The following is a 22,220-nucleotide window of genomic DNA, read 5'->3' as shown; positions in this document are numbered from 1 at the left end:
CTCAGAGCGCTTCCTGGAAATCCATTTCCGGCGGCTGCCGACGGAACCCGCCGGTCAACACCGCCAGGTACACCACGCCGATCGCCAGCCAGCTCAACCCCAGATAAACCGCCAGGTGATCGAGGCTGACCATCAGCCACAAATCCGCCGCCAGGCCGATGAACGGGAACAGCAGGAACAGCACGAATTCGCGCAGACCTTTGTTTTCGCCACCGATCCAGTAATGGAAGATCACCGACAGGTTGACCAGGCTAAAGGCCAGGAATGCGCCGAAGTTGATGAACGAGGTCGAGGTGGTGACGTCCAGTTTCAGTGCCAGCAAAGCCACCACCGCGCACAGCAGGATGCTGTTGATCGGCGTGCCGAAGCGTTCGTGCAAGGTGCCGAAAAACGACTTCGGCAGTACGCCGTCGCGGCCCATGGCGTACAGCAGTCGCGACCCGCTGGCCTGGGCTGACAGGCCCGAGGCGAACTGGCCGACGATCAGGCCGATCAGGAAGATCGAGACGAACAGGTCGCCACCGATGTTGCGGGCAATTTCATAGGCCGCCGAATCGACGCTGGCGAACTGGAACGACGGATGAGCAATCTGTACGAAGTACGATACGCCGACGAAAACAAGCCCGCCGATCAAAGTGATCAGCATGATCGCCCGCGGGATGGTGCGGCGTGGATCGCGGGTTTCTTCGGTCAGGGTACTGACGGCGTCGAAGCCCAGGAACGAGTAACAGGCGATGGCCGCGCCGCTCATGATCAGCGGCATTTGCATGTCGCCATTGAAGAACGGCTTGATCGACCACAACGGCGTGCTCCCATCACCGCCGACGTAATGCACGCACAACGCGACGAAGGCGATCAGCACCAGGAACTGCACCAGCATCAACAAGGCGTTGATGCCGTTGGCCAGTTTCAGGCCGACGATGTTGATCGCGCTGGTGATGCCGATGAACGCCAGTACCCAAACCCACTGCGGCACCGCCGGGAAAGCGGAGTTGAGGTAGGCCGCGCCGATCAGCCAGATCGCCATCGGCAGGAACAGGTAATCGAGCAGCACCGCCCAACCGGCGATGAACCCGAGTTTCGGGCTGATGGCCTTGCGCACATAGCTGTAGGCCGAGCCGGCCACCGGGAACGCCGAGGCCATGCGCCCGTAGCTCATGGCGGTGAAGAACATCGCCACCAGCGCCGCGAGGTACGCGGCCGGCACCATGCCGGCGGTGGATTGAGCAAGGATGCCAAAGGTGCCGAGCACAATGATCGGCGTCATGTAGGCGATGCCAAACAGCACCACCGACCCCAGTGACAGGGTGCGTTGCAAACGAGCCATGAGCGACTACTCCGGATTTTATTGGATTTATGGCAGAGCCGAGTTCGGCGCAAGTTACAGGTGTTTCGTTGTTGTTCTTTGGTCAGGCAGGTGTGTCGTCCGGGAGGGCCTCATCGCGAGCAGGCTCGCTCCCACAGGATTTGTGTCGATCACAAAATCTCAATCCACTGGAGCCCCCTGTGGGAGCGAGCCTGCTCGCGAAGGCGTCAGCCCAGCCAGCACAGAACCCGGATCAACGCGCAGGAATCAGCAACTCCCGCAATCCAGAGGCCTGTTCAATCACCTCCCCCGGCAACTTCAGCCGCTGATCATCCAGATAGCGATAATCCTGGCGCGCCGCCGTCAGCTGGTTCAGGTCCAGCTCGACCGCAAACTGCCCTTCCTCGCGTCCGGCTTCGAACAACAGGGTGCCCAGCGGATCGACCAATGCGCTGCCGCCGGCAAACAGCAAACCACCGTCACCTGCTTCCACCCGGTTGACCATCAGCGCAAACGCCTGGTTTTCCTGGGCGCGGGCCATGATCGCGGTGCGGTGGGTCGGGCCGTACGGGTCCATGTTGCCGTTGGTGACAATCAACAGTTCGGCCCCCAGTTGCGCCAGGGCGCGGGCGCTTTCGGGGAATTCGATGTCGTAGCAAATCAGCAGGCCCACGCGTACGCCGTTCCACAGGCAGGTGGCGTAGCGATCGCCCGCCTCGTAGACACCGCGATCCGAGGCCCACAAGTGCGTCTTGCGGTACTTCAGCGCGATGCCTTCAGGGGTGATCAGCAGCGTGGTGTTGTAGAAACGGCCGTTGTCGTTCTCGGCCATGCCGATGGCCACGGCGATATTGCGCTGGCGTGCGGCGGCGATCACCGCACTGACGGACGGGCCATCCAGCGCCTCGGCCACATCCGCCACGGACTGCGCCGAAGGGAAGCCCATCAAGTGGCCTTCGGGGAACAGGATCAGCTGCGTGTCGGCTGCGCACGCAGCCATCGCCGCCAGGGTGCGTTCGAGGTTGTAGGCCGTGTCGTTGTCACGGCCTGCCAATTGGGCGAGTTCGACCTTCATGGGTATTCCTTGTCATGGGCCGGGCGGCAGAAAGATTGCCCGGTCGGTGTCTGTGCGCCAGTATGCGCAGCAAGCAACCGGGCGGGGAATTACGCCGCCGGGGTAACACGATAGGGGTAGATGCATGACACTCTCGCTGGACGACATCGCCTGGCACCGTTCGGTGGGGCAACTGATCGACGCCCTGGACAAGCCCAATTTCTGGACTCAGCTTGTCCGGTTGCTGGACCAGTACGTGCCTTTCGACAGCTGGGTGGCGCTGCTTTTCAGCGCCGATCAGCGCCCGCAGGTGTTCGCCGAATGCCCCGGCGAAGACGGCAGCCCCGACCAGTTGTTCCAGGATTACCTGCGCGGCCTGTACCTGCTCGATCCCTTCTACATCGCCTGCCGCGAACAGTCGCGCACCGGGCTGTATCGCCTGTCGGAAGTGGCCCCGGAGCACTTCGAGCTGACCGAGTATTACCAGCGCTACTTTCGTCTGAATGTGGTGGCCGATGAAATCCAGTTCAATTGTCAGCTCGAAGGCGACCGCACGTTGTGCCTGTCCCTGGGCAGCAAGCAACGCTTCAGCGGCCAGCAGATCGCCTTGTTGTCGCTGATCCAACCGTGGGTACTCGGCCTGTTGCGCCAGCGTCTACCCTATGAAATCAACGAAGTCGTGGCTCTGGCCCCCACCCCGCCGCAAGCCGACTGGCGGGTTCAGCTGGAAGCCTCGGTGCAGCAGCTCAAAGGCGCGCAGTTGACGGCCCGGGAGCTGGATGTCGGGCGTTTGATGCTCAGCGGTTGCTCCAGTAAAGAAATCGCCCGTAAGCTGGAAATCTCGGTCGAAACCGTGAAAGTTCACAAGAAACACATGTACAGCAAGCTGGGGATCAAATCCCAGTCCGAGCTGTTTTCGATTTTTCTCCAGGCACAAAATGCCTGACAGCTTTTCTGTAGGAGCGAGCCTGCTCGCGATAGCGGTATGTCAGCCAACATCGATGTCGACTGCACCGCCGCCTTCGCGAGCAGGCTCGCTCCTACAGTGTTTTGTGTTTTAGCCACAATATTGAGTCCGAACCCAAGGAAACCGTATGAGCCTGTCACTCCTGAGCCGTTACGCCTTCTTTGCCGTCTGCGTGATTTTCACCCTCGCCAGCCTGCCGTTTCTTGAATACGACTGGCTCTGGCCGATCACCGCCGTCACCGCTGTCCTCAGCCTGATCGGTCTGTTCGATCTGCTGCAAAGCCCGCACGCCGTGCGCCGCAATTACCCGATCCTCGGCAACATCCGCTATCTGGTCGAAGGCATCCGCCCGGAAATCCGCCAGTACCTGCTCGAATCCGACAGCGACGCCCTGCCCTTCTCCCGGGCCCAGCGCTCGCTGGTCTATTCCCGGGCCAAGAATGAAACCGCCGACAAACCCTTCGGCACGCTGATCGATGTGTATCAATCAGGCTTCGAATTCATCGGCCACTCCATGCGCCCGGCGCCCTTGAGCGACCCGAGCAGTTTTCGCGTCACCGTCGGCGGCCCGCAGTGCACCCAGCCCTATTCGGCGTCGGTGTTCAATATCTCGGCCATGAGTTTCGGATCCCTCAGCGCCAACGCCATCCGCGCCTTGAACCAGGGCGCAAGGCTCGGTAACTTCGCCCATGACACCGGCGAAGGCAGCATCAGCCCCTATCACCGGGAAAACGGTGGCGACCTGACCTGGGAGCTGGGCAGCGGCTACTTCGGCTGCCGCACCAGCGACGGCCACTTCGACCCGGAACGCTTCGCGGCTCAAGCCCGGACGCCGCAGGTGCGGATGATCGAAATCAAGATGAGCCAGGGCGCCAAGCCCGGCCACGGCGGTATCCTGCCCAAGCACAAGGTCACACGGGAAATCGCCGAGACCCGCGGCATCCTGATGGGCGAGGACTGCGTGTCACCGTCGCGCCACACTGCGTTTTCCACGCCGATCGAAATGATGCATTTCATCGCGCAACTGCGTGAGTTGTCCGGCGGCAAACCGGTGGGCTTCAAGTTCTGCCTCGGCCATCCGTGGGAGTTCATGGGCATCGCCAAGGCCATGCTGGAAACAGGCATCCTCCCGGACTTCATCGTCGTCGACGGCAAGGAAGGCGGCACCGGCGCGGCGCCTGTGGAGTTCACCGACCACATCGGTGTGCCGATGCGCGAAGGCCTGTTGTTCGTGCACAACACCCTGGTGGGGCTGAACCTGCGGGACAAGATCAAACTCGGCGCCAGCGGCAAGATCGTCAGCGCCTTCGACATCGCCAGCGTGCTGGCCATCGGTGCCGACTGGGCCAACTCGGCGCGCGGCTTCATGTTCGCCATTGGCTGCATCCAGTCTCAGAGCTGCCACACCAACAAATGCCCGACCGGCGTCGCCACTCAGGACACCCTGCGCCAGCGCGCGCTGGTGGTGCCGGACAAGGCCCAGCGCGTGTTCAACTTCCACCGCAACACCCTCAAGGCTCTGGCGGAAATGCTCGCTGCCGCCGGCCTCGATCATCCGTCGCAGCTGTCGGCCAAGCACCTGGTGCGACGCATGTCGGCGACCGAGATCAAGCTGTTCTCACAACTGCATGTGTTCCTCAAACCGGGCGAGTTGCTGACCGGTGAAGTGAACGGCGAGTTCTATTCGCGGATGTGGCAAATGGCCCGGGCCGACAGTTTCGAACCCCAAGACATAGCGGCTGCATGACCTCGCCACCCCGATCGAAATCGCGCGTCACCAACGCAATGTTTTGCTCGGGGTCGGCTCCTTCATCACGATGAAACCGTAATCACCGATCAGGTAAATCCGGTAGAACTGGCTGTCCACCAGCGGCGCATAGCCCTGATAACCCACCCGCGTCGCATTGCGCCGCTCCCGCTCCGCCACCACGTTGGTGATCCCCGCTTTCGGCAGATTCTCGGCCAGCATGTAAAAGTCGGTATTGAGCAGGTAGTGCAGCACCGGCAGCTGCTTGAACGAGCCTGCCGCCGCCAGCAACCAGTAGTCGGAATAACTCACCGACATGTAGATCCGCCTGGCCTCGCGCAGTGCCTGACGGCTGGCGATGTCGTAATCAAGGCTGGCCAGCGCCGTGGACGCGAAGGTTTTCTGCACGGTCAGCACCCGGCCATAGGCGAACGACAACGACAACATGGCCAGCAGTGGAATGATCAACAGCAGTGGCAGTCGTTCATGGATCGACGCCAGCGCCAGATGACTCAAATAGCACAGCAACACCAGCAGCACGGCGAAACCCATCAAGGTGCGCGCGCCCTCGTTGAAATCGCGGAAAATCAGCGCGACACCGGACACCAGCAGCGTCACCACCGGCACGGTCAGCAAACACATCAGGCCGATCAACAGCTTCTTCGGCCCGCCGTCCTGACGCGCCGCTACGTTCAATCCCAACCGCACCACCCCGGCTATCGCGAGCAACAGCAACCCGCCGAACACCCAGAGCCATCCGCCATGGAACAGCAGCACGACTTTTTCCAGGACCCGGCCAATGTTGATCTGGATCTGCAATAAGGGATGCGCTGTCCAATCGAGCAGCAATGTGCGACTGGAGTCCATGTACGGACCGGCACTGACGCTGTAGATCAACAAGCCAAGGATGACCTGGGCGGTTTTCCAGCCCAGCAGGTCGCGCCATGGCACCGGGGCCGTCTTATCGTTGGCGGCCCTGAGCAACTCCAGGCAACACAGGCCCAGGAACACATTCAGGCTGACCTGATACAACCCCAGCGCCAGTGCAATCAGGAACGAAGGCACCAGCCATTGTACGCTGCGCCACGGGTGACGAAAGGTGATGGCGTAGATCACTGCCACCAGGCTCAGCGTCGTGGTGGGACCGTCGTATTGATAGGACAGATTTTGCAGGAAGAACGGGTTGTACCAGAGCGGTAACAGCACCAGGCAGCAAGCAATGGTGGGCTGGCGGAAATAGTGGAACGTCAGACTGCTCAGTGCCGACGCCATGGCCAGCGTGGCGATCAGCAAGGGCAAGGGAAAGATGTTCGGCGCGGCATGGCTGAAGGTCAGCGCGTTGTAGAACAGCTGGGCGAAGAGTCGGCCCTGTTCGGCCCAGGCCATGCCCGCCGCCAGCGAGCGCCAGTTATCATCGATGTAGGGATAATCGGCGAGGATCAACGGCAGGACATACAAGAAGGTCGCAAACAGAAAAAACCGCCAGACCTGATGCCGACTGAGCTCGCGAACGAAGAAATCGCCAAACCGGCCCATGCTAGCGTCCGCCCCGGTCTTTACCGCCGACGATGTCCTTGATCACATAGCGCGGCCGGTGCTTGGCCTCGATGTAGATGCGTCCGATGTATTCGCCGAGGATGCCGATGCCGATCAGTTGCACGCCGCCGAGAAACAGGATCGCGGTCATCAGCGACGGATAACCGGGGACGCTGTTACCGAAGAAAATCTTGTCCAGCACCATGTACACCGCATAGAGCACCGCGAAAATCGAAATGCCGCCACCGACGTAAGTCCACAAGCGCAGCGGCACGGTGCTGAACGAGGTTACGCCTTCCAGGGCCAGGTTCCACAGCTTCCAGCCATTGAACTTGCTGCTCCCCGCCACCCTTCCTGGCCGCTCGAACTCCACCACCACGGTGTTGAACCCGGCCCACGACAGCACGCCTTTCATGAACAACTGGTGCTCGGGCAGGGACCGGATCACATCGACCACCTTGCGATCCATCAGCCGGAAGTCCCCGACGTTTTCCTCGATGCGGGTGTAGGCGATGCGATTGAGCACATGGTAGAAAATCGACGCGCTGTGGCGCCTGAGGTAGCCGTCGGCGGCCCGGCTGCGGCGCTTGGCGAGGACCACGTCGGCACCCTTTTGCCATTGCTCGATCAACAACGGAATGACGTTGATCGGGTCCTGCAGGTCGACATCCATCGGTATCACGGCATCGCCGCTGGCATGCTCCAGGCCGGCAAACAGTGCCGGTTCCTTGCCGAAGTTGCGCGAAAAATTGATCAGCATGACCTGATCGTCCGTCTGGGTCAGTGCCGTAGCCTGTTCGGCCGTGCGGTCGGAGCTGCCGTCGTTGATGAACACGATCTCGACTTCGGTGTCGCCCAGCCTCAACTCCCGTCGCACCGCCTGATAAAACAGGTTGATGGACTGCTCTTCGTTGAACACCGGGACAATGAGCGAGATTTTCATTGATCACGCTCGCGGAACACCACGTATTTGGAATACAGGAAGCCGAACACCAGGCTCAACGCCGAAAACACGGCCACCGTGAGCAAACCGTGCAATCGCCAGAGGTCGCCCAGATGGCCGACCCCGAGGCTCAATGCCCCCATGCCCAAAAGGAACAGCAGGTAACCTGCGACCGTGGCACTGGCGGTGAAGGTGAATTGCGCATTCATGTAGAAGGAAAACGACGCAGCCACGCAGAAGGCCGCCAGGTTGCTGACCGCTTGGCTGAAGCCGGCCGCCACGCTGAGCAGGAAAAAGATCTGCCAGTGAATCAGGGTGTTGGCGACCCCGATCACCGTGTAACTGGACAGCCCTTTCCACAACAGTCTCATGGGAGGCTCCCGTTTCAAGAACGACGCACTCATTAATATTGGAGCCTGTCTACTGTCAGAAATCGCAGGGTGACCGACCTTTCAGACCAGCGGTTGAGCCTTGAAGCAACGCCCGAGACATCCGGTAATATCCCGACTTTGCAATTGCCCGCGAATCAGTCCACCCTGCGCGCCGCCGATCGGGCGCGTGGCCTTTGCGCCCGTGGCCAATCCCATTTTCACCCGTTGTTACGAGCCTGCTGTCATGACCTTAGCGCGCGATCACCGGATCGACTTTTTCCGTGGTCTGGCACTGATCTTCATCTTTTGGGATCACGTGCCCCACAACCCCTTGGGGCAAATCACCCTGCGTAACTTCGGTTTCAGCGATGCGGCCGAGGTTTTCGTGTTTCTGGCAGGTTTCGCGTCCGTCCTGGCGTACGGCAAAGTCCTGGCGCGCGAAGGCTTTCTGATCGCCTGCGTGAAAATCCTGCGCCGGGCGTGGGTGCTCTACGTGGTGCACATCTTCCTGTTGGCGATGCTGATGGGCATTGTGTTTTTCGCCAACAGCCACGTGGAAACACGGGACCTGGTGGAAGAAATGGGCATGCATCACTTCATCAGCAATCCTCAGCAGGCCCTGATCGATGAGCTGCTGTTGCGCTTCAAGCCGAACCTGATGGACCCGTTGCCGCTGTACATCGTGCTGTTGGCGGGCTTGCCCCTGGTGCTGCCGCTGCTGGTGCGCAAGGCCTGGGTGGTGGTCGCGATGTCATTGGCGCTGTATCTGATGGTGCCGCTGGCCGGCTGGAACCTGGCGGCCATCAAGGACGGCGTGTGGTATTTCAACCCGGTCGCCTGGCAGTTGCTGTTTGTGCTCGGCGGTGCCGCTGCGATCCACAGCCAGCGCCCGCGCTTGCCCGAGATCCGCCCATTGATTCGCCAGCCGTTGTTTGTCGGTGCGGCGCTGTATGTCGTGGTCGCGGCGGTGCTGACCGTGCTGTGGCGTTGGCCGGACATACACGATGCCATGGTGCCGGCGAGCCTGCGAGACTTCCTGTACCCGATCAGTAAGACCGACCTGTCCCCCGTGCGCCTGCTGCACTTCCTCGCACTGGCCTATGTCACGGCGAAACTGATTCCCGACAGCGGATGGACGCAAAACTGGCTCGCGCAGCAAAGTTGCCGCATGGGCCGATTCTCACTGGAGATTTTCTGTCTGGGCGTGCTGTTGGCGCCCTTGGCGGACATGGTCAATGCGTTGACCGACGACGCTGTTGCCATGCAGATCTTCACGGCGCTGGTGGGTGCCGGGTTGATGGCGTTGCTGGGGGCGTGGCTTGAGTTCAACAAGCGGTTGAACCGGACTGCTCAAGCAGCCCAGGGATCAACCGCAATCCTGTAGGCGCGAGCTTGCTCGCGATGGAAGTCAACGATAACGCTTGCAGTCTGGACGAGTGTGTTGACCTTGAGTCCATCGCGAGCAAGCTCGCTCCTACGGTTTTCAGGCATTACAGCTTACGAAGCCGAACGCACCGCCCCCTGCGAAACATTGGTCGGTTGCAGCTTGAACACGTAGAACAGCACCGTCAGCAGCACCAGGAACGCAGGGCCCACATACAGCGCCACGCGGGTGTCCGGGAAGTACGCCATCAGGCCGACCACCAGCACCAGGAACGCCAGCGCCAGGTACGAACTGACCGGGTACAGCCACATGCGGTATTTCAGGCCGGCCGCTTCGCTGGCGCTCAGGCCTTTGCGGAATTTCAACTGGGCCAGCAGGATCATCGCCCAGGTCCAGATCGCGCCGAAGGTGGCAATCGCCGTCACCCAGACAAACACCTTTTCCGGCACCAGATAGTTGAGCAGTACGCCCAGCAGCAACGCGCCAATCGACAGCAGCAACGCACGGCGCGGCACGCCGTTGTTCGACGTTTTGGCGAAACCCGCCGGGGCCTGGCCGTTCTGCGCCAGGCTGTAGAGCATGCGCCCGGTACTGAAGATGCCGCCGTTGCAGGACGACAACGCCGCGGTGATCACCACGAAGTTGATGATACCCGCCGCGGTCTTGATGCCCAGGCGCTCGAAAGTCATCACGAACGGACTGCCCTGAGTACCGATTTCGTTCCACGGGTAGATCGACAGGATCACGAACAACGCGCCGACGTAGAACAGCAGAATCCGCCAGAACACCGAGCCGATGGCGTCGGGGATGGTCTTTTGCGGGTTCTTCGCCTCACCGGCGGTCAGGCCGATCATCTCCACGCCCAGGTAGGCGAACATCACCATTTGCAGCGACATCAACACGCCTTGCACACCGTTGGGCATGAAGCCGCCGTGGGTCCACAGGTTGGAAATCCCCAGGGCCACGCCGTCGTTGCCGAAACCGAAGGCGATGATGCCGATGCCGCCGAACACCATTGCAATGATGGTGACGATCTTGATCAGGGCAAACCAGAACTCGAACTCACCGAAGGCCTTGACCGCGATCAGGTTGATCGAGCCCATGCTGATCAGCGCAGCGAGCGCCCAGATCCAGCGTGGCACGTCGGGGAACCAGATACCCATGTACACCGCCACGGCAGTGATTTCCGCGACGCAGGTCACCAGCCACAGGAACCAGTAGTTCCAGCCGGTCAGGAAGCCCGCCAACGGGCCAAGGTAGTCTTGGGCGTAACGGCTGAACGAGCCGGCGACCGGGTTGTGCACGGCCATCTCGCCGAGGGCGCGCATGATCACCAGGATCGCCAGACCGCCAATGATGTAAGACAGCATGATGGCAGGACCGGCCATTTCGATGGCCTTGGCCGAGCCCAGGAACAGGCCGACGCCGATACAGGCACCGAGTGCCATCAGGCGAATATGCCGTTCGCCAAGTTCGCGTTTAAGCGGACCGCCCTGAGCGGTCTCGCCGTTGGGCTGGTGATTGCCTACGGGCATAAGGGGCACCTCATCTTGTTGTTGGATATGACCACCGAGCATTGAAGCCACCGACCGATAGGCCGATGGCTTCGTGTAACCGGGCCTGCTTTGTAAGCAGAACCGTCCTGCAGGACAAAACCTGCAAGATCAGCGGGTCGTGCAGTATAAAAAGCTGGCGACAGAGATATTCACTCTATAAATCACAAAATTCAGCCATAAATCCCGGCAAAAACCCGACTTACGGAGGGGCATCACCTAGATTATGTAGGAATTTTCGCCATTTAAAGGGCGCGGAGTATTGCACAGCCTTGGTGCGTCGTCATGCCCCCAGCCAAAGCCTATAAAGCTCTAGTTCAAGTGTTTCAGCCTTCCTGCCTACTGGCGCAGCAGATGCAAAACCAAAAAACCAGATCTTCCAGACAGATCAGAGTTGCTGGTATGGGGACCGCTTCGCAGTCCAGCGGGAGCAAGCTCGCCACATAAAAGAGGCCATTACCCTAATGCTGTTCACTTAAGCGAATGTGGTCCTCTGCAGGAGCGAGCCTGCTCGCGATGGTCGTTAACGATTACGCGTATTTACTGGCTAAACGCGGTGCTCTTAAGTCCATCGTCGGAACGCCGCCCGGAGCAAGCTCGCTCCTACAATTTCCTTAACTGAACAGAATTAGCCATTACCCGACGTTTTGCCCTTCACATTTTCTTCCCCCCCGCCAACCACCGTCTAAGCTTCATTCAAGTCCGATCAATCTGCGTGAATGGATCAGTCGACTATGGGCGCTTTGTGGCAAACCGATTCGAGTAAAACCGTGGTTCCGAATGAATGTGAGGATGAAGCGCCTATACCTGAAAAACCCCGTCGTTCCAGGCACGGATGGGGAGCGTTCTGGCTATTGCTGTTGATCATCGCGGTTGTCGTGGGGCTGGCGGCTGCAAGGGAGATGCGTACATCGAAGTTCCAGGCCCGGGAAGTCAGCAAATACGCCGCCTCCTTGAGCTATGAGCTCAAACCCGGCCCCAGCGATGCGATTCGCTATCCGGGGGAAGGCCCGTTCGATCGGCGCCTGGGCTACAGCTCTCTGGATGAATTCCTGCCGCGCCTGATCAAGCGCGATTTCGTCGTCGAGGCGCAAACCCGCTTTTCCCCGGCGCTGTTGAAGTACAGCGACAAGGGCCTGTTCGTGCCTTATGCCGAGAAAATCCAGGCCGGGCTGTCGATCACCGATTGCCGTGCAGCGCCGCTGTACCAGTACAACTATCCACAGCAGCTTTACTCGACCTTTGCCTCGATCCCGCCGGTGGTGGTCAACAGCCTGCTGTTCATCGAGAACCGCTTCCTGCTCGACCCCAGACAACCACTGGCCAACCCGGCGGTGGACTGGCCAAGGTTCGGCATGGCGGCGTGGTCCCAACTGGCCAAGATGTTGCACGTGCCCGGCCAATCCGCCGGTGGCAGTACCCTGGCCACGCAACTTGAGAAGTACCGGCATTCTCCCGATGGCTTGACGGTCAATGGCGCGGAAAAGATTCGCCAGATGATTTCCGCCACCGTACGCGCCTATCAGGCCGGGCCACAAACCCTCGAAGCCCGGCAGAACGTGGTTCGCGACTACCTCAACAGCGTGCCGCTGTCGGCCGTACCGGGCCACGGTGAAGTGCACGGCATGGCTGAAGGGTTGCGCGTGTGGTACGGCTCCGATTTCAATCAGGCCAACGAAGCGCTGGCCAGCACCGCGACGGATCCAAAGACCATGGCGGAAAAAGGCCTGGCCCTGCGTGAGATGCTGTCGTTGATGATTGCCCAGCGCCGTCCGTCGCACTACCTGACCAAGGGTCATGATGAACTGGCCGACCTCACCGACAGCCATATTCGCCTGCTGGCGCAAAACCATGTGATCGACGCCGAGTTCGCCGCCGCCGCCCTGGCCAGCAAAGTGACCTACCGCGACTGGGCCACCCAACCGACCATTCAACCGATTGAAACCAACAAGGGCATCAGTGTGGCGCGCAGCCGTCTGGCCGGCATGCTCAATCGCCCGCTGTATGACCTCGACCGCCTCGACCTCTCCGCCACCAGCACCCTGCAAGGCGAGTTGCAAAGCGAAGCCACCGAGTACCTGAAAAAACTGGCCGACCCTGAGTTTGCCACGCAAATCGGCCTGATCGGCGAACGCCTCCTGACCCCCACCAGCACCACCCAGGTACGCTACAGCTTCACCTTGTTCGAACTGACCCCGGACGGCTCGCGGGTTCGGGTACAGACCGACAGCACCGACCAGCCATTCGACATCAACGAAGGCAGCAAACTGGAACTGGGCTCTACCGCGAAAATGCGCGTGCTGACCACCTATCTGCAAATCATCGCCGAACTGCACGACAAATACGTCGGCATGACCGTTGCGGAACTGAAGAAAGTCGACGTACCGGACCAGGACCGCCTGAGCCGCTGGGCGGTCGATTACCTGATCGATAACAAGGACCGCGACCTGAAAAAAATGCTCGGCGCCGCCCTCGACCGCAAATACTCCGCCAGCCCCGGCGAGGCGTTCTTCACCGGTGGCGGCCTGCACGTGTTCAACAACTTCCGCAAGGAAGACAACGGCCGGATACCGCCCCTGCGCGATGCCCTGCGCGAATCGATCAACCTGCCGTTCATTCGCCTGATGCGAGACCTGGTGCGCTACACCATCTACTCCGGCCCCAACAGCAGTGCCGAACTGCTCAAGGACGACCGCGACCCGCGGCGTCAGGAGTACCTGGCCGAATTCGCCGACCGCGAAGGCACTTCGTTCCTGCTCAAGTTCTGGAAGAAGTACAAGAACAAGGATACCCAGGACCGCCTCGACACCTTCCTCGACAGCATGCGCCCGACCCCGATCCGCATGGCTGCCGTGCACCGCTACCTGCTGCCGCAGGCCAGCCAGGAAAGCTTCAACGCCTTCGTGCGCTCGCACCTCAAGGGCGCCACGCTCACGGAGAAACTCACCGACGAACGTCTTGTGCGGCTCTACGAGGCCTACGGTCCAGGCTCCTACGACTTGCCGGACCAGGGCTTCATCGCCAAGGTCCACCCCCTGGACCTGTGGCTGATGGGCTACCTGCTCAATCACCCCGACGCCAAGTGGAGCGACATCGTCAAAGCCAGTCAATTCGAGCGCCAGGAGGTCTACAGCTGGCTGTTCAAAAGCCGGCACAAGGGCGCCCGCGACAGTCGCATCCGCACCATGCTGGAGATCGAAGCGTTCCTCGACATCCATCAGCGCTGGCAGAAAGTCGGCTATCCGTTCGACCACCTGGTACCGTCGCTGGCCACCGCCATCGGCAGCTCCGGCGACCGTCCCGCCGCCCTGGCCGAACTGATCGGCACCATCCTCAACGATGGCGTGCGCATGCCGACCCTGCGCATCGACAGCCTGCATTTCGCCGCGCACACCCCCTTTGAAACCCAACTGATCAACGACCCGGACGTCGGCAAACGGGTGATGCCGTCCGAGGTCGCCACGGCCATGCGCGAAGCCCTGTCACAAGTGGTGGATGCCGGTACGGCCAAACGCGTGGCCGGCAGCTTCAAGCTGCCCGACGGTACTCCGCTGGCCATGGGCGGCAAGACCGGTACCGGTGACAACCGTATCGAAGCCATTGGCTCCGGCGGGCGGATCCTGAGTTCGAAATCGCTCAACCGCACGGCCACGTTCGTGTTCTACATTGGCGATACCCACTTCGGCACCCTGACGGCGTATGTGCCGGGTCGCTCGGCGGAAAGCTTTACCTTCACCTCGGCGTTGCCGGTGCAGGTGCTCAAGGGCATGGCACCGATTCTGACGCCGTACCTGCAACCGGGCACCCACACGATGTGCCAACCAACCGCGGCCACCGAGGCAACCGTCCGCCGCTAGGCATGGATCGACAGATACGTCCGCGTGGCGGTAACCATATATTTTTAACTCCTGGATTTTGCGGGGATCGAGGAGCAATAGACGTTGTTTCCAACCTGTTTTTGCGCTTTTTTTGGGGCTGCCGCCTATCTAGTCTGTTCGTTCCATCCATGATCAACGGACGATCAGGCAATGCCCCACCCGTATAGATTTTCAGACTCACTCGCCAACGACCTGGCGGATCAAAGCATTCATTTCGACCTGGTCAGAAAGGCCATCCCTTCCTGGCTCTCAGAAGCTCCACTGTCTCGTATCACTGCGCTGAAGGCTGACCGGGTAAGCATTCCCGATTGGCAGGCGAACGCGGCACAAGCGCTACAGGAACGCTTGAAACATGGCATCAAGCTTGGCTGGTATGCGCAAAACGATGTCGACCGGGCCCTGAGCGAACTGCAGGACGTTTACGCCTTCGCCAAACCCTTGTTGCAACAGGCACTGAAGGAGCGTTTCGGCGTTGAAGAGGACGTCGAAGAGACTTGGCTGCGGTTGTATGCACCGGCAAAAACGTCATGGTGGGTGCATGACTTTTCTGCCGGGACCACCAGCCGCACCGTCTCGCTGCTGGATGCCGCCCTGCATAATTTTTCCCGTGACGAGGCGTTCACCCAGGACTCCGAGTTCATCACCCGCCCCAGCGCCCGTGGGCATTTCGACGTGGTCCAGCTCAAGCACAAGCTGAGCATCGAGCAGTTCAAATCGTTGTGCCGTGAACTGGACATTGGTGCGCAATATCAAAAGCACCTGAACGAATTCCTGCTGCCGCACAACCGCGTGGCCAGCAACGTCCTGCGCCACAGAGTCACCCTCAGCCACAAGACTGCGCTCAACATCGCGGCGCACATGGCACTGATGAAAAACGACATCGAGCAGGACGCCTTCGACGTGGTGCAGGGTCTGCTCGATGACCGCAAGGACCTGCGCTGGAGCGGTCGCTCCGTCGACTGCTACAACCTGACGATGATGGACATTCGCCTGACCGGCATCGTTCTGATCACCCCTGAAGCAAACACTGCGGCCAACCCGGTTCCCGTCATCGCGTATGTTCCCCATGACCCGCAACACCCACTCAAACAATACCCGTCGTCGCTCGAATTCATGGCTGAACTGACGCGCCAGTTGCGCGATGCCAGCGCCCCCGGGAGCTATCAACAATTCTTCAGCCAGTTCGTGCCTCATCAGCAACGCGGACATTTCTTTGCCGGGCTGAACGACCGGCTGAGCAAGGTCAAATGGCAACCGGTTGCGCCCGGTTCCAACCTGCCGAGCTGGCGTGAAACCCCTGTGGATAACCCCAACCTGCAATATGGCCTGTCGAGCGTCAGGATCGATCGGGAAACCGTTTTCAAAGGCGATCTGTGGGGTTACTTCCACCGGCAAAAAATCAACAAGGTGTTCAACGACGCACGGGACATCGCGATTTCCACCGAGTACGCCGACCGCATGGCCCGCTGGACCTGGTGGGATAACCTGGAAAAAATGCTCTCGGACATACTCAACGCCGCACTGCTGGTGGTCACGCCGCTGGTGCCCGGCATGGGCGAGTTGATGCTGGCGTACACCGCGTATCAACTGACCAATGAGGTGGTCGAGGGCATTGTCGACCTGGCCGAAGGTCGCCTGGCAGAGGCCGGTGAGCAAACCATCGGTGTGCTGGAAAGCATCGTCCAGTTGGGCGCATTTGCGGCGGGTGGCGCAATCGGTAATGTGGCGCGAGCGAAACTCTCGCCGTTTTTCGAAAGCCTGAAACCGGTGCAGTTGGCAAACGGTGAGACACGCCTGTGGAACCCTGATCTCAGCCCTTATCAACGAGCCGACGTGGTTTTGCCGGCGGATGCACAGCCTGATGGACAGGGTATTCACCTGCATCACGGCCGGCGAATTTTGCGCCTGAACAATCAACACTTCGAGGTGCTGGACGACCCGGTCAGCGGGCAACAGCGCATCCGCCATCCGCAGCGGTTCGACGCCTATGCACCGACTCTGCGACACAACGGCCAAGGTGCCTGGGTTTGCGAAACGGAGAATCCACGGAGCTGGGAAGGCACGACACTGATGCGCCGCCTGGGCCATACGACCGATGCCTTCAGCGACACGCAACTGGAGCAGATCCGTCAGATCAGCGGTACTGAAGAGGCCGCGCTGCGCAGGATGCACATCGAGCACGCCCCTCCACCGCCCTTGCTGACCGACACCTTGCAACGTCTGGGGGCACCGGTGAATCCGCCTCCTGCGTTGTCCTCCGAAATGGCCGCACTGTTCAGCGATTTTCCCGAACTGCCTGAAACCGTCGCGGAAAAAATCTTCGCTGGCGCCACCCCGTCGGAACGCCAGCAGATGACCCGGCACAAGCGCCTGCCCTTGCGTCTGAGAAGCCAGGCCCGGGAGCTTCAGTTCGAGACCCAGGCGGTCCGCGCCGCCCACGGCCTGTACGACGACGCGTTGGTCAGCGGCAATACCGAACGCCTGGTGCTGGGCACCTTGCGGATGCAAACCGATACCTTCGGCAACCTGCGTATCGAGATCCGCCAGGGCGCCATCGACGGCGAACTGCGATGCAGCGCCGGGCCGGAAGATGCAACCCGGGTGCGATTGATGATCCGCGACGAATCCGGAAAGTATGAAGTGCGTGACGCCGAAGATCAGCAGATCCATGCGGCCGATGATTTTCTTCCAGCCCTGCTCCAGGCCATGGGCAGGGATGGGATGAGAGCGGTGGGATATCGACCGGGCGATACCGAGTTCTTCAAGCAGTGGATCATCGCAAAGATCGAAACACCGAGCGAGCGCCGGACGGTTCTGGCCACGCCACCGATTCGTACTGTGGCCGAGCACGAGACCGTGCTGTTGGTACGTGGTGCCGGTACCAGCAAGTCCGGTCAAACGCTGCACGAACGGATTCACGACCTGCATCCACACTTCAGCGACAATGAAGTCGACATCTTTGCCCAGGCCCTGATCGAAAAGGGCGAACCGATGAAGCTTTTGGAGGAACAGGAAAAGGATCTCGACGAACTACGCAAAACCGTCGAACTCTGGGAGCACCAATTCGCCGGGCTGGATGCCGATAATCCGATACCGCTACGCGGCACGCGCCTGCACATTGCCGAGCGCCTGCTTGAGTGTTTCGAGCGAAAAAACAGTGAACTCGGCAACCGTGCCAATCCGGATGGATATGCACTGGATCTATCGCGGGAGTTTTTTCCCGTGGACCTGGAAGACGCATGGCCGGAACGGCCGGAGCTGAAAAAATACCTGGATAAAGTCACGGTGCTGAAGCTCGACAACACGCGTTTTATGGCAACGCCGGATGGCTTGCTGCAAGACTTCTCCAATCTGCGCCAACTCAGCGCCAGACGTTGCGAGCTCAAGACGCTGCCCGACAGGATCGGGGCCATGCACCGGCTGGAACGCCTGCAGTTGAGCGACAATGCCATTGTGCTCGATGCCGACGCAGTCCTACGGCTCAAGCAACTGACCTACCTGGAAATACTCAAGCTCGACGGCAACCCCCTGGGGAGAGTGCCGGACATTGGTCGCATGCCCAGGCTCAAACTTGTGGCCTTGAAAAAAACCGGCCTGACCACCTGGCCCGCCGGCACCCTGGCCAAAACCCGACCAAGGGGGTTTCTCCTGGACCTGCGGGACAATCCCCTCAGCGTCATTCCCGAGGTGGTGCCCGGCAGGCCGGAAGCCTGGGTCATTGCGCGCACCCGACTCAACGTCGGTGATCTGTCGGAGATGAACCAACTGCAATACCAGGAGACTCGTCGCTCAGTGGGATTGCCGCCCGAACCTCTGGTGATTTCTCACCCGACAGTATTCGACGGCACTGCGGATGATTGGGCCGACGTGCCCGGGTTGGGGATAGAAAGGATCGGCACTTTAAGAGAACTGACCGAGGAACCTCGGTCCCTTGAGTTCATCGAAGTGGTGCTCAAACAGGGAAGATCGGCGGATTTTGCCGCTGCTGGCCCAACTCGCCGGCAATTGGAGCAGCGCATCGCGCGCATGATCGATGCCGTGTACATCGACACTCAGCTGCGCGAGCAGCTCTACACCATGGCCATCGCCCCTGTCGATTGCGCCGATGCCGGTGCGCAGTTATTCAACAACATGGGCATTCGCGTGCTCGTCTCCGAGGCCTATTCGTATTCCACCGACCCGGCGCAGCTTGAGCAAAAACTGGTGACCCTGGCCAAAGGCGCCGCGCGCCTGGAACTGGTCAACGAGGTGGCCCGGGCCGATGTCGCCAGTCGTGGCGGCAACCCGGACGAAGTCGAAGTCTATCTGGCCTACCAGACCGGCCTCGCCTCGCGGTTGAACCTGCCATGGCAATCCAAAGGCATGCTGTATCGGCCGGTGTCCGGCGTCACTGACGAGATGATCGATCAGGCCTACGACACCGTTCTGGCCCTCAGCGAAGGCGACGGTCTGGTCAACGCCATGCTCGAACAGGAGTTCTGGGAGAGCTACCTGCGGGACACTTGGCCGATACAGATCGAATCCAACAAACAACTGTACCTGAAGAAGTACGAAGCGCTCGAAACGCTGCGCGCCACGCAGCTTGAATGGGTGGAGTCGACCTCGGACATCCAGCGCGCCGAACTGCGCAACCGGCTCCGGACACTCATGAATGATCTGCCGGTGCCCGATACCGTGGTGTTTGCCGATGAACCCATCAGCGACGCGCAATTCGACAGGATGCTCACCGACCTCGGTGACAGCGAGAAAGAGTTGGCCAGGCGCTTGACCCGAGCGGCCCTGCGTAAAGCCGGACAATGACCATCCCGACATGACCCGCAGGCAGCCTGACGACTGGCAACAGCGTCAGGCCGCCTGCTTGCCATTGATATTCAGCCCGTCAGACTTCCGAATCCCAGATCACCGTGACACGACCGGTGTACGGGCTCGCGATGTTGGGCTGTTGCAGCATCCACTCCACCTCATATTCCGGCACCTCGAAGTGCAGAACGCCGGGTGCCCTGTCCACATAGAAACCGGGTTGGAATATTTGCGCGCCTTCGGGTCCCCACTTGAGTCGCTGATGCTTGACCGGTTGACCGGACAAATCCGTCAAACCATTGGGCAGGCTCACGCCGACCCGCAGTTCGACCGGTCGCCTGCCGATTGCATCCTTGATCACGCAATCATAAGTACTCCATCGCTCACACTCGAAATACATTTTGAAACGCGACGACGCTGAAATATGGAAAGTCTGGTCACGGAACAATCGCACCGGTTTGCGTCCCGCGTGCAACCAGCTTTGCCAGCCGCCCGCCGGGACCAGCTGGAGTTTTTCGCCACCGGGGGGAATGTCGACCTTGAGGGTGTGTTGCACATCGAGGTTGAAGTCCAGGGTCAATGCCGAATCGGTCGGCAACAGGACATCGCCGAAATCGAAATCGCCATTGGGTCCGACGCTATAGGTGAGCGAACCGGTATATTGCCCTGAAGCCATGCCCAGGGGATTGGGGGTCTCCAATTCGTAGCCGAAATCCAGGTAATCGAAACGCAGCCAGGGGACGTCGAATTTGGCCTGTTTTGCACATGCACCCACAATGGGCGTTTTCCAGAAAAACAAGTAGAAGTACGTGCCGTAATAGCCATTCCCGCTGGTCTGGCAAGGTGAAGGTGCATATACCCAACTCGCCCCCCACAATCGATTGTGCGCAATCTGGTAGTCATCGGCGCCCCCCACCAGTTCCTTCACATCATCCGTCACGGCCTTCGAGCCAATGCCGGCGATACGCACCCTGACCTTCTGAGGGTCACCGGTGGTTTCGTGATGCACCGTCAGTTCGCGCCATTGCGCCGGGACTTTCAACATTGCCCCTTGCCTGGGGGAAGAATGGTTGGCCGGGATCGGCGCACGGGAATTGAATTGAATCGGCACCTGCAGGCTGAAAAACTGATTCGCCTCACATTGCTGAGGGTAATTCGCGCAATAGCCGCTGGGCGGCGTGGTATTGGTGAACTTGTTGAGGTGCGGACGCGCCGAGTCCGGCTTGAATAACGCGGTGATCGTAGCCACCTGAGCCTCGACCGGGCTTGCTGCTGCACAAGCAAGCAAAGCGCCCGCCAACCAACAAAAAAGGCGTGAAACGAAAGAACGCGAGACGTTCATATGAACTCCATCAGTCTGCCTCACGTCAAGGCGCGGCAGCGGTGAATATCAACTGGACATTGCCGTAGTAATGGCCCGGCTTGTAACCGCCAGCGGGTACTTTCGGCTGGATCTCCAGCGGGAAGCGTCCACCCGCCACGGCCTGCGCCACAGGCACCACTTCTTGCGGTCGTGGGTCATGACTCAACTCCTTGCCGTTGAAGCTGACGCGCAAATAGATGTTCTGGTCGTCGCGCCCATTGGACAAGTAAGGCTCGGCTTCCAGCCGCGCCTCGATGGCACTGGTGTCGTGCTTGACGTCGAAATTCTTGCGCAGCCCTTCCAGCGTTTTTGTGTGAATGTTCCATGGCAATATCTGTTCGCGATGTATCCAGTTCGTCTCGGCAGGTATTACGTAAAACCCCAGGGTCGGGATATCCACCCGCACCTCGAACGTGCGCTCTTCCCGTGCCGCGAACGTGAGGGAAGTCACCAGCGCCATAACACCTGCGCACACGGCAATGGCCGATTGCTTGATCATGTCAGCTACCTGTTACGTCAAAAAATGCCGCGAGCCCGCCATGGCGACTCGCCCCTGCTGTGTTACTGGCTGGCGATGCGTAGCTCTTTTTTCGACGCGCCCTCGACCAGATTGAAGCGGTACTCACGACCGGGCTTCTTCTCGAATTCGAAGGTTTTGCCGGCCAGAATGTGATGCTTGGTGACCGGCTCGCACTCGGTTTCGTTTTTCAGCGAGCAGTTGCGAAACTCATCGATCAGCACCACGGTGTTGCCGTTGTTGCGCAGTCGATAAACACCGGCGCTGTCATCGATCACAGTGTCGAACCGACTGTTTTTCGGTCGCACGAAAAACACCGTGCCAAACCCGGTCATCACGTTGACGCCCGCCGACAGGTTCTCCTTGTAGGCTTCCCGGTCTTCAGCCGACACAGCGAACTCATCTTCCTTTTCCGGCACCACCGGTACGAAGCGCACACGGAAGTAACGTTCGGTGTCACGGTCGCCCATGACCAACAGACGCGTACCCTGCATGCCCTTGGCCGGCACGATCAGCCGCGCTGGGCTGGCCATCAAGCCATCCCGGCCGCTGCCGTCCGCCTGGGTCTTGACCGGAATTTCGCGATGACTGCCATCGGCGTCGTAGACGATTTCCAGGATGTTGACCTTGACGAACGCCGTGCTGTCGCCACTGTTGAACACGCGCTTGAGGTAGGTGCTCTTGTCGCTGTCCAGATAGTCGTAAACCGTTCCAACATTGATCTGCGGGCCGGCATTGGCCATGCAGGAAAAAACCACGCAACACATCCACATCATCAAATACTTCATTGCTTCTGACCTC

The 22,220-nt window shown here is 60.1% G+C and carries 14 protein-coding genes; 5 read left to right on the top strand and 9 right to left on the bottom strand.

Going from position 1 to position 22,220, the window contains the following annotated elements:
* Position 1 precedes the first annotated feature (1 nt).
* Together AC3ITA_RS05300 and AC3ITA_RS05295 are read right to left on the bottom strand one after the other, a co-directional pair.
* Complete coding sequence (locus AC3ITA_RS05300; RefSeq protein WP_414929139.1) at positions 2 to 1,327, bottom strand: APC family permease; 1,326 nt, start codon at positions 1,325 to 1,327, stop codon at positions 2 to 4.
* Positions 1,328 to 1,559: 232 nt separating this feature from the next.
* Complete coding sequence (locus AC3ITA_RS05295; RefSeq protein ID WP_489279680.1) at positions 1,560 to 2,381, bottom strand: carbon-nitrogen hydrolase family protein; 822 nt, start codon at positions 2,379 to 2,381, stop codon at positions 1,560 to 1,562.
* Between the two features lie 124 nt (positions 2,382 to 2,505).
* Between AC3ITA_RS05295 and AC3ITA_RS05290 the strand changes: the two genes are divergently transcribed.
* Complete coding sequence (locus AC3ITA_RS05290; RefSeq protein ID WP_150673004.1) at positions 2,506 to 3,306, top strand: helix-turn-helix transcriptional regulator; 801 nt, start codon at positions 2,506 to 2,508, stop codon at positions 3,304 to 3,306.
* 148 nt (positions 3,307 to 3,454) lie between these two features.
* Complete coding sequence (locus tag AC3ITA_RS05285; protein WP_414929138.1) at positions 3,455 to 5,074, top strand: FMN-binding glutamate synthase family protein; 1,620 nt, start codon at positions 3,455 to 3,457, stop codon at positions 5,072 to 5,074.
* A gap of 27 nt (positions 5,075 to 5,101) precedes the next feature.
* Here the strand turns inward: AC3ITA_RS05285 and AC3ITA_RS05280 are convergent, their stop codons facing one another.
* Genes AC3ITA_RS05280 through AC3ITA_RS05270 form a run of 3 tightly spaced genes read right to left on the bottom strand, consistent with a single transcriptional unit; the run spans position 5,102 to position 7,924 of the window.
* A complete protein-coding gene (locus tag AC3ITA_RS05280) occupies positions 5,102 to 6,610 on the bottom strand; it encodes a glucosyltransferase domain-containing protein (RefSeq protein ID WP_489279678.1) in 1,509 nt (502 codons plus the stop codon).
* 1 nt (position 6,611) lies between these two features.
* A complete protein-coding gene (locus AC3ITA_RS05275) occupies positions 6,612 to 7,553 on the bottom strand; it encodes a glycosyltransferase family 2 protein (RefSeq protein WP_414929137.1) in 942 nt (313 codons plus the stop codon).
* Positions 7,550 to 7,924: a GtrA family protein gene (locus AC3ITA_RS05270; protein WP_489279677.1), complete on the bottom strand. Its 375-nt coding sequence runs from the start codon at positions 7,922 to 7,924 to the stop codon at positions 7,550 to 7,552. The genes AC3ITA_RS05275 and AC3ITA_RS05270 overlap by 4 nt, the downstream gene beginning before the upstream one ends.
* A gap of 244 nt (positions 7,925 to 8,168) precedes the next feature.
* Between AC3ITA_RS05270 and AC3ITA_RS05265 the strand changes: the two genes are divergently transcribed.
* On the top strand, positions 8,169 to 9,308 hold the full coding sequence (locus AC3ITA_RS05265) for an OpgC family protein (RefSeq protein WP_095943092.1): 1,140 nt from the start codon (positions 8,169 to 8,171) through the stop codon (positions 9,306 to 9,308).
* 113 nt (positions 9,309 to 9,421) lie between these two features.
* Here the strand turns inward: AC3ITA_RS05265 and AC3ITA_RS05260 are convergent, their stop codons facing one another.
* Positions 9,422 to 10,843, bottom strand: coding sequence for an amino acid permease (locus AC3ITA_RS05260; protein WP_095943091.1), 1,422 nt, complete (start codon positions 10,841 to 10,843; stop codon positions 9,422 to 9,424).
* 752 nt (positions 10,844 to 11,595) lie between these two features.
* Here AC3ITA_RS05260 and AC3ITA_RS05255 point away from each other — a divergent pair.
* Positions 11,596 to 14,718: a transglycosylase domain-containing protein gene (locus tag AC3ITA_RS05255; protein WP_489279674.1), complete on the top strand. Its 3,123-nt coding sequence runs from the start codon at positions 11,596 to 11,598 to the stop codon at positions 14,716 to 14,718.
* A 171-nt stretch (positions 14,719 to 14,889) separates the two neighbouring features.
* Positions 14,890 to 19,539, top strand: coding sequence for a dermonecrotic toxin domain-containing protein (locus AC3ITA_RS05250; RefSeq protein ID WP_489279673.1), 4,650 nt, complete (start codon positions 14,890 to 14,892; stop codon positions 19,537 to 19,539).
* A 79-nt stretch (positions 19,540 to 19,618) separates the two neighbouring features.
* On the opposite strand, the gene AC3ITA_RS05245 is transcribed toward AC3ITA_RS05250, so the two are convergent.
* From AC3ITA_RS05245 to AC3ITA_RS05235, 3 genes are all read right to left on the bottom strand, one after another.
* Positions 19,619 to 20,881 carry a hypothetical protein gene (locus AC3ITA_RS05245; RefSeq protein WP_489279671.1) on the bottom strand — a complete coding sequence of 421 codons (1,263 nt, stop codon included), beginning with the start codon at positions 20,879 to 20,881 and terminating at the stop codon, positions 19,619 to 19,621.
* A gap of 25 nt (positions 20,882 to 20,906) precedes the next feature.
* Positions 20,907 to 21,401, bottom strand: coding sequence for a CS1 type fimbrial major subunit (locus AC3ITA_RS05240; protein WP_095943087.1), 495 nt, complete (start codon positions 21,399 to 21,401; stop codon positions 20,907 to 20,909).
* 62 nt (positions 21,402 to 21,463) lie between these two features.
* Entirely contained in the window at positions 21,464 to 22,207 is a 744-nt protein-coding gene (locus AC3ITA_RS05235) for a molecular chaperone (protein ID WP_489279670.1), read from the bottom strand.
* Positions 22,208 to 22,220 lie beyond the last annotated feature (13 nt).

This window comes from Pseudomonas sp. GL_090, assembly GCF_057837765.1.
This window is presented reverse-complemented; position numbering and strand designations above follow the sequence as displayed.

What these genes read in the sequence shown, in the direction of transcription:
- AC3ITA_RS05300 (WP_414929139.1), bottom strand. Translation starts at nt 1,327, where the DNA reads ATGGCTCGTTTGCAACGCACCCTGTCACTGGGGTCGGTGGTGCTGTTT.
- AC3ITA_RS05295 (WP_489279680.1), bottom strand. Translation starts at nt 2,381, where the DNA reads ATGAAGGTCGAACTCGCCCAATTGGCAGGCCGTGACAACGACACGGCC.
- AC3ITA_RS05290 (WP_150673004.1), top strand. Translation starts at nt 2,506, where the DNA reads ATGACACTCTCGCTGGACGACATCGCCTGGCACCGTTCGGTGGGGCAA.
- AC3ITA_RS05285 (WP_414929138.1), top strand. Translation starts at nt 3,455, where the DNA reads ATGAGCCTGTCACTCCTGAGCCGTTACGCCTTCTTTGCCGTCTGCGTG.
- AC3ITA_RS05280 (WP_489279678.1), bottom strand. Translation starts at nt 6,610, where the DNA reads ATGGGCCGGTTTGGCGATTTCTTCGTTCGCGAGCTCAGTCGGCATCAG.
- AC3ITA_RS05275 (WP_414929137.1), bottom strand. Translation starts at nt 7,553, where the DNA reads ATGAAAATCTCGCTCATTGTCCCGGTGTTCAACGAAGAGCAGTCCATC.
- AC3ITA_RS05270 (WP_489279677.1), bottom strand. Translation starts at nt 7,924, where the DNA reads ATGAGACTGTTGTGGAAAGGGCTGTCCAGTTACACGGTGATCGGGGTC.
- AC3ITA_RS05265 (WP_095943092.1), top strand. Translation starts at nt 8,169, where the DNA reads ATGACCTTAGCGCGCGATCACCGGATCGACTTTTTCCGTGGTCTGGCA.
- AC3ITA_RS05260 (WP_095943091.1), bottom strand. Translation starts at nt 10,843, where the DNA reads ATGCCCGTAGGCAATCACCAGCCCAACGGCGAGACCGCTCAGGGCGGT.
- AC3ITA_RS05255 (WP_489279674.1), top strand. Translation starts at nt 11,596, where the DNA reads ATGGGCGCTTTGTGGCAAACCGATTCGAGTAAAACCGTGGTTCCGAAT.
- AC3ITA_RS05250 (WP_489279673.1), top strand. Translation starts at nt 14,890, where the DNA reads ATGCCCCACCCGTATAGATTTTCAGACTCACTCGCCAACGACCTGGCG.
- AC3ITA_RS05245 (WP_489279671.1), bottom strand. Translation starts at nt 20,881, where the DNA reads ATGAACGTCTCGCGTTCTTTCGTTTCACGCCTTTTTTGTTGGTTGGCG.
- AC3ITA_RS05240 (WP_095943087.1), bottom strand. Translation starts at nt 21,401, where the DNA reads ATGATCAAGCAATCGGCCATTGCCGTGTGCGCAGGTGTTATGGCGCTG.
- AC3ITA_RS05235 (WP_489279670.1), bottom strand. Translation starts at nt 22,207, where the DNA reads ATGAAGTATTTGATGATGTGGATGTGTTGCGTGGTTTTTTCCTGCATG.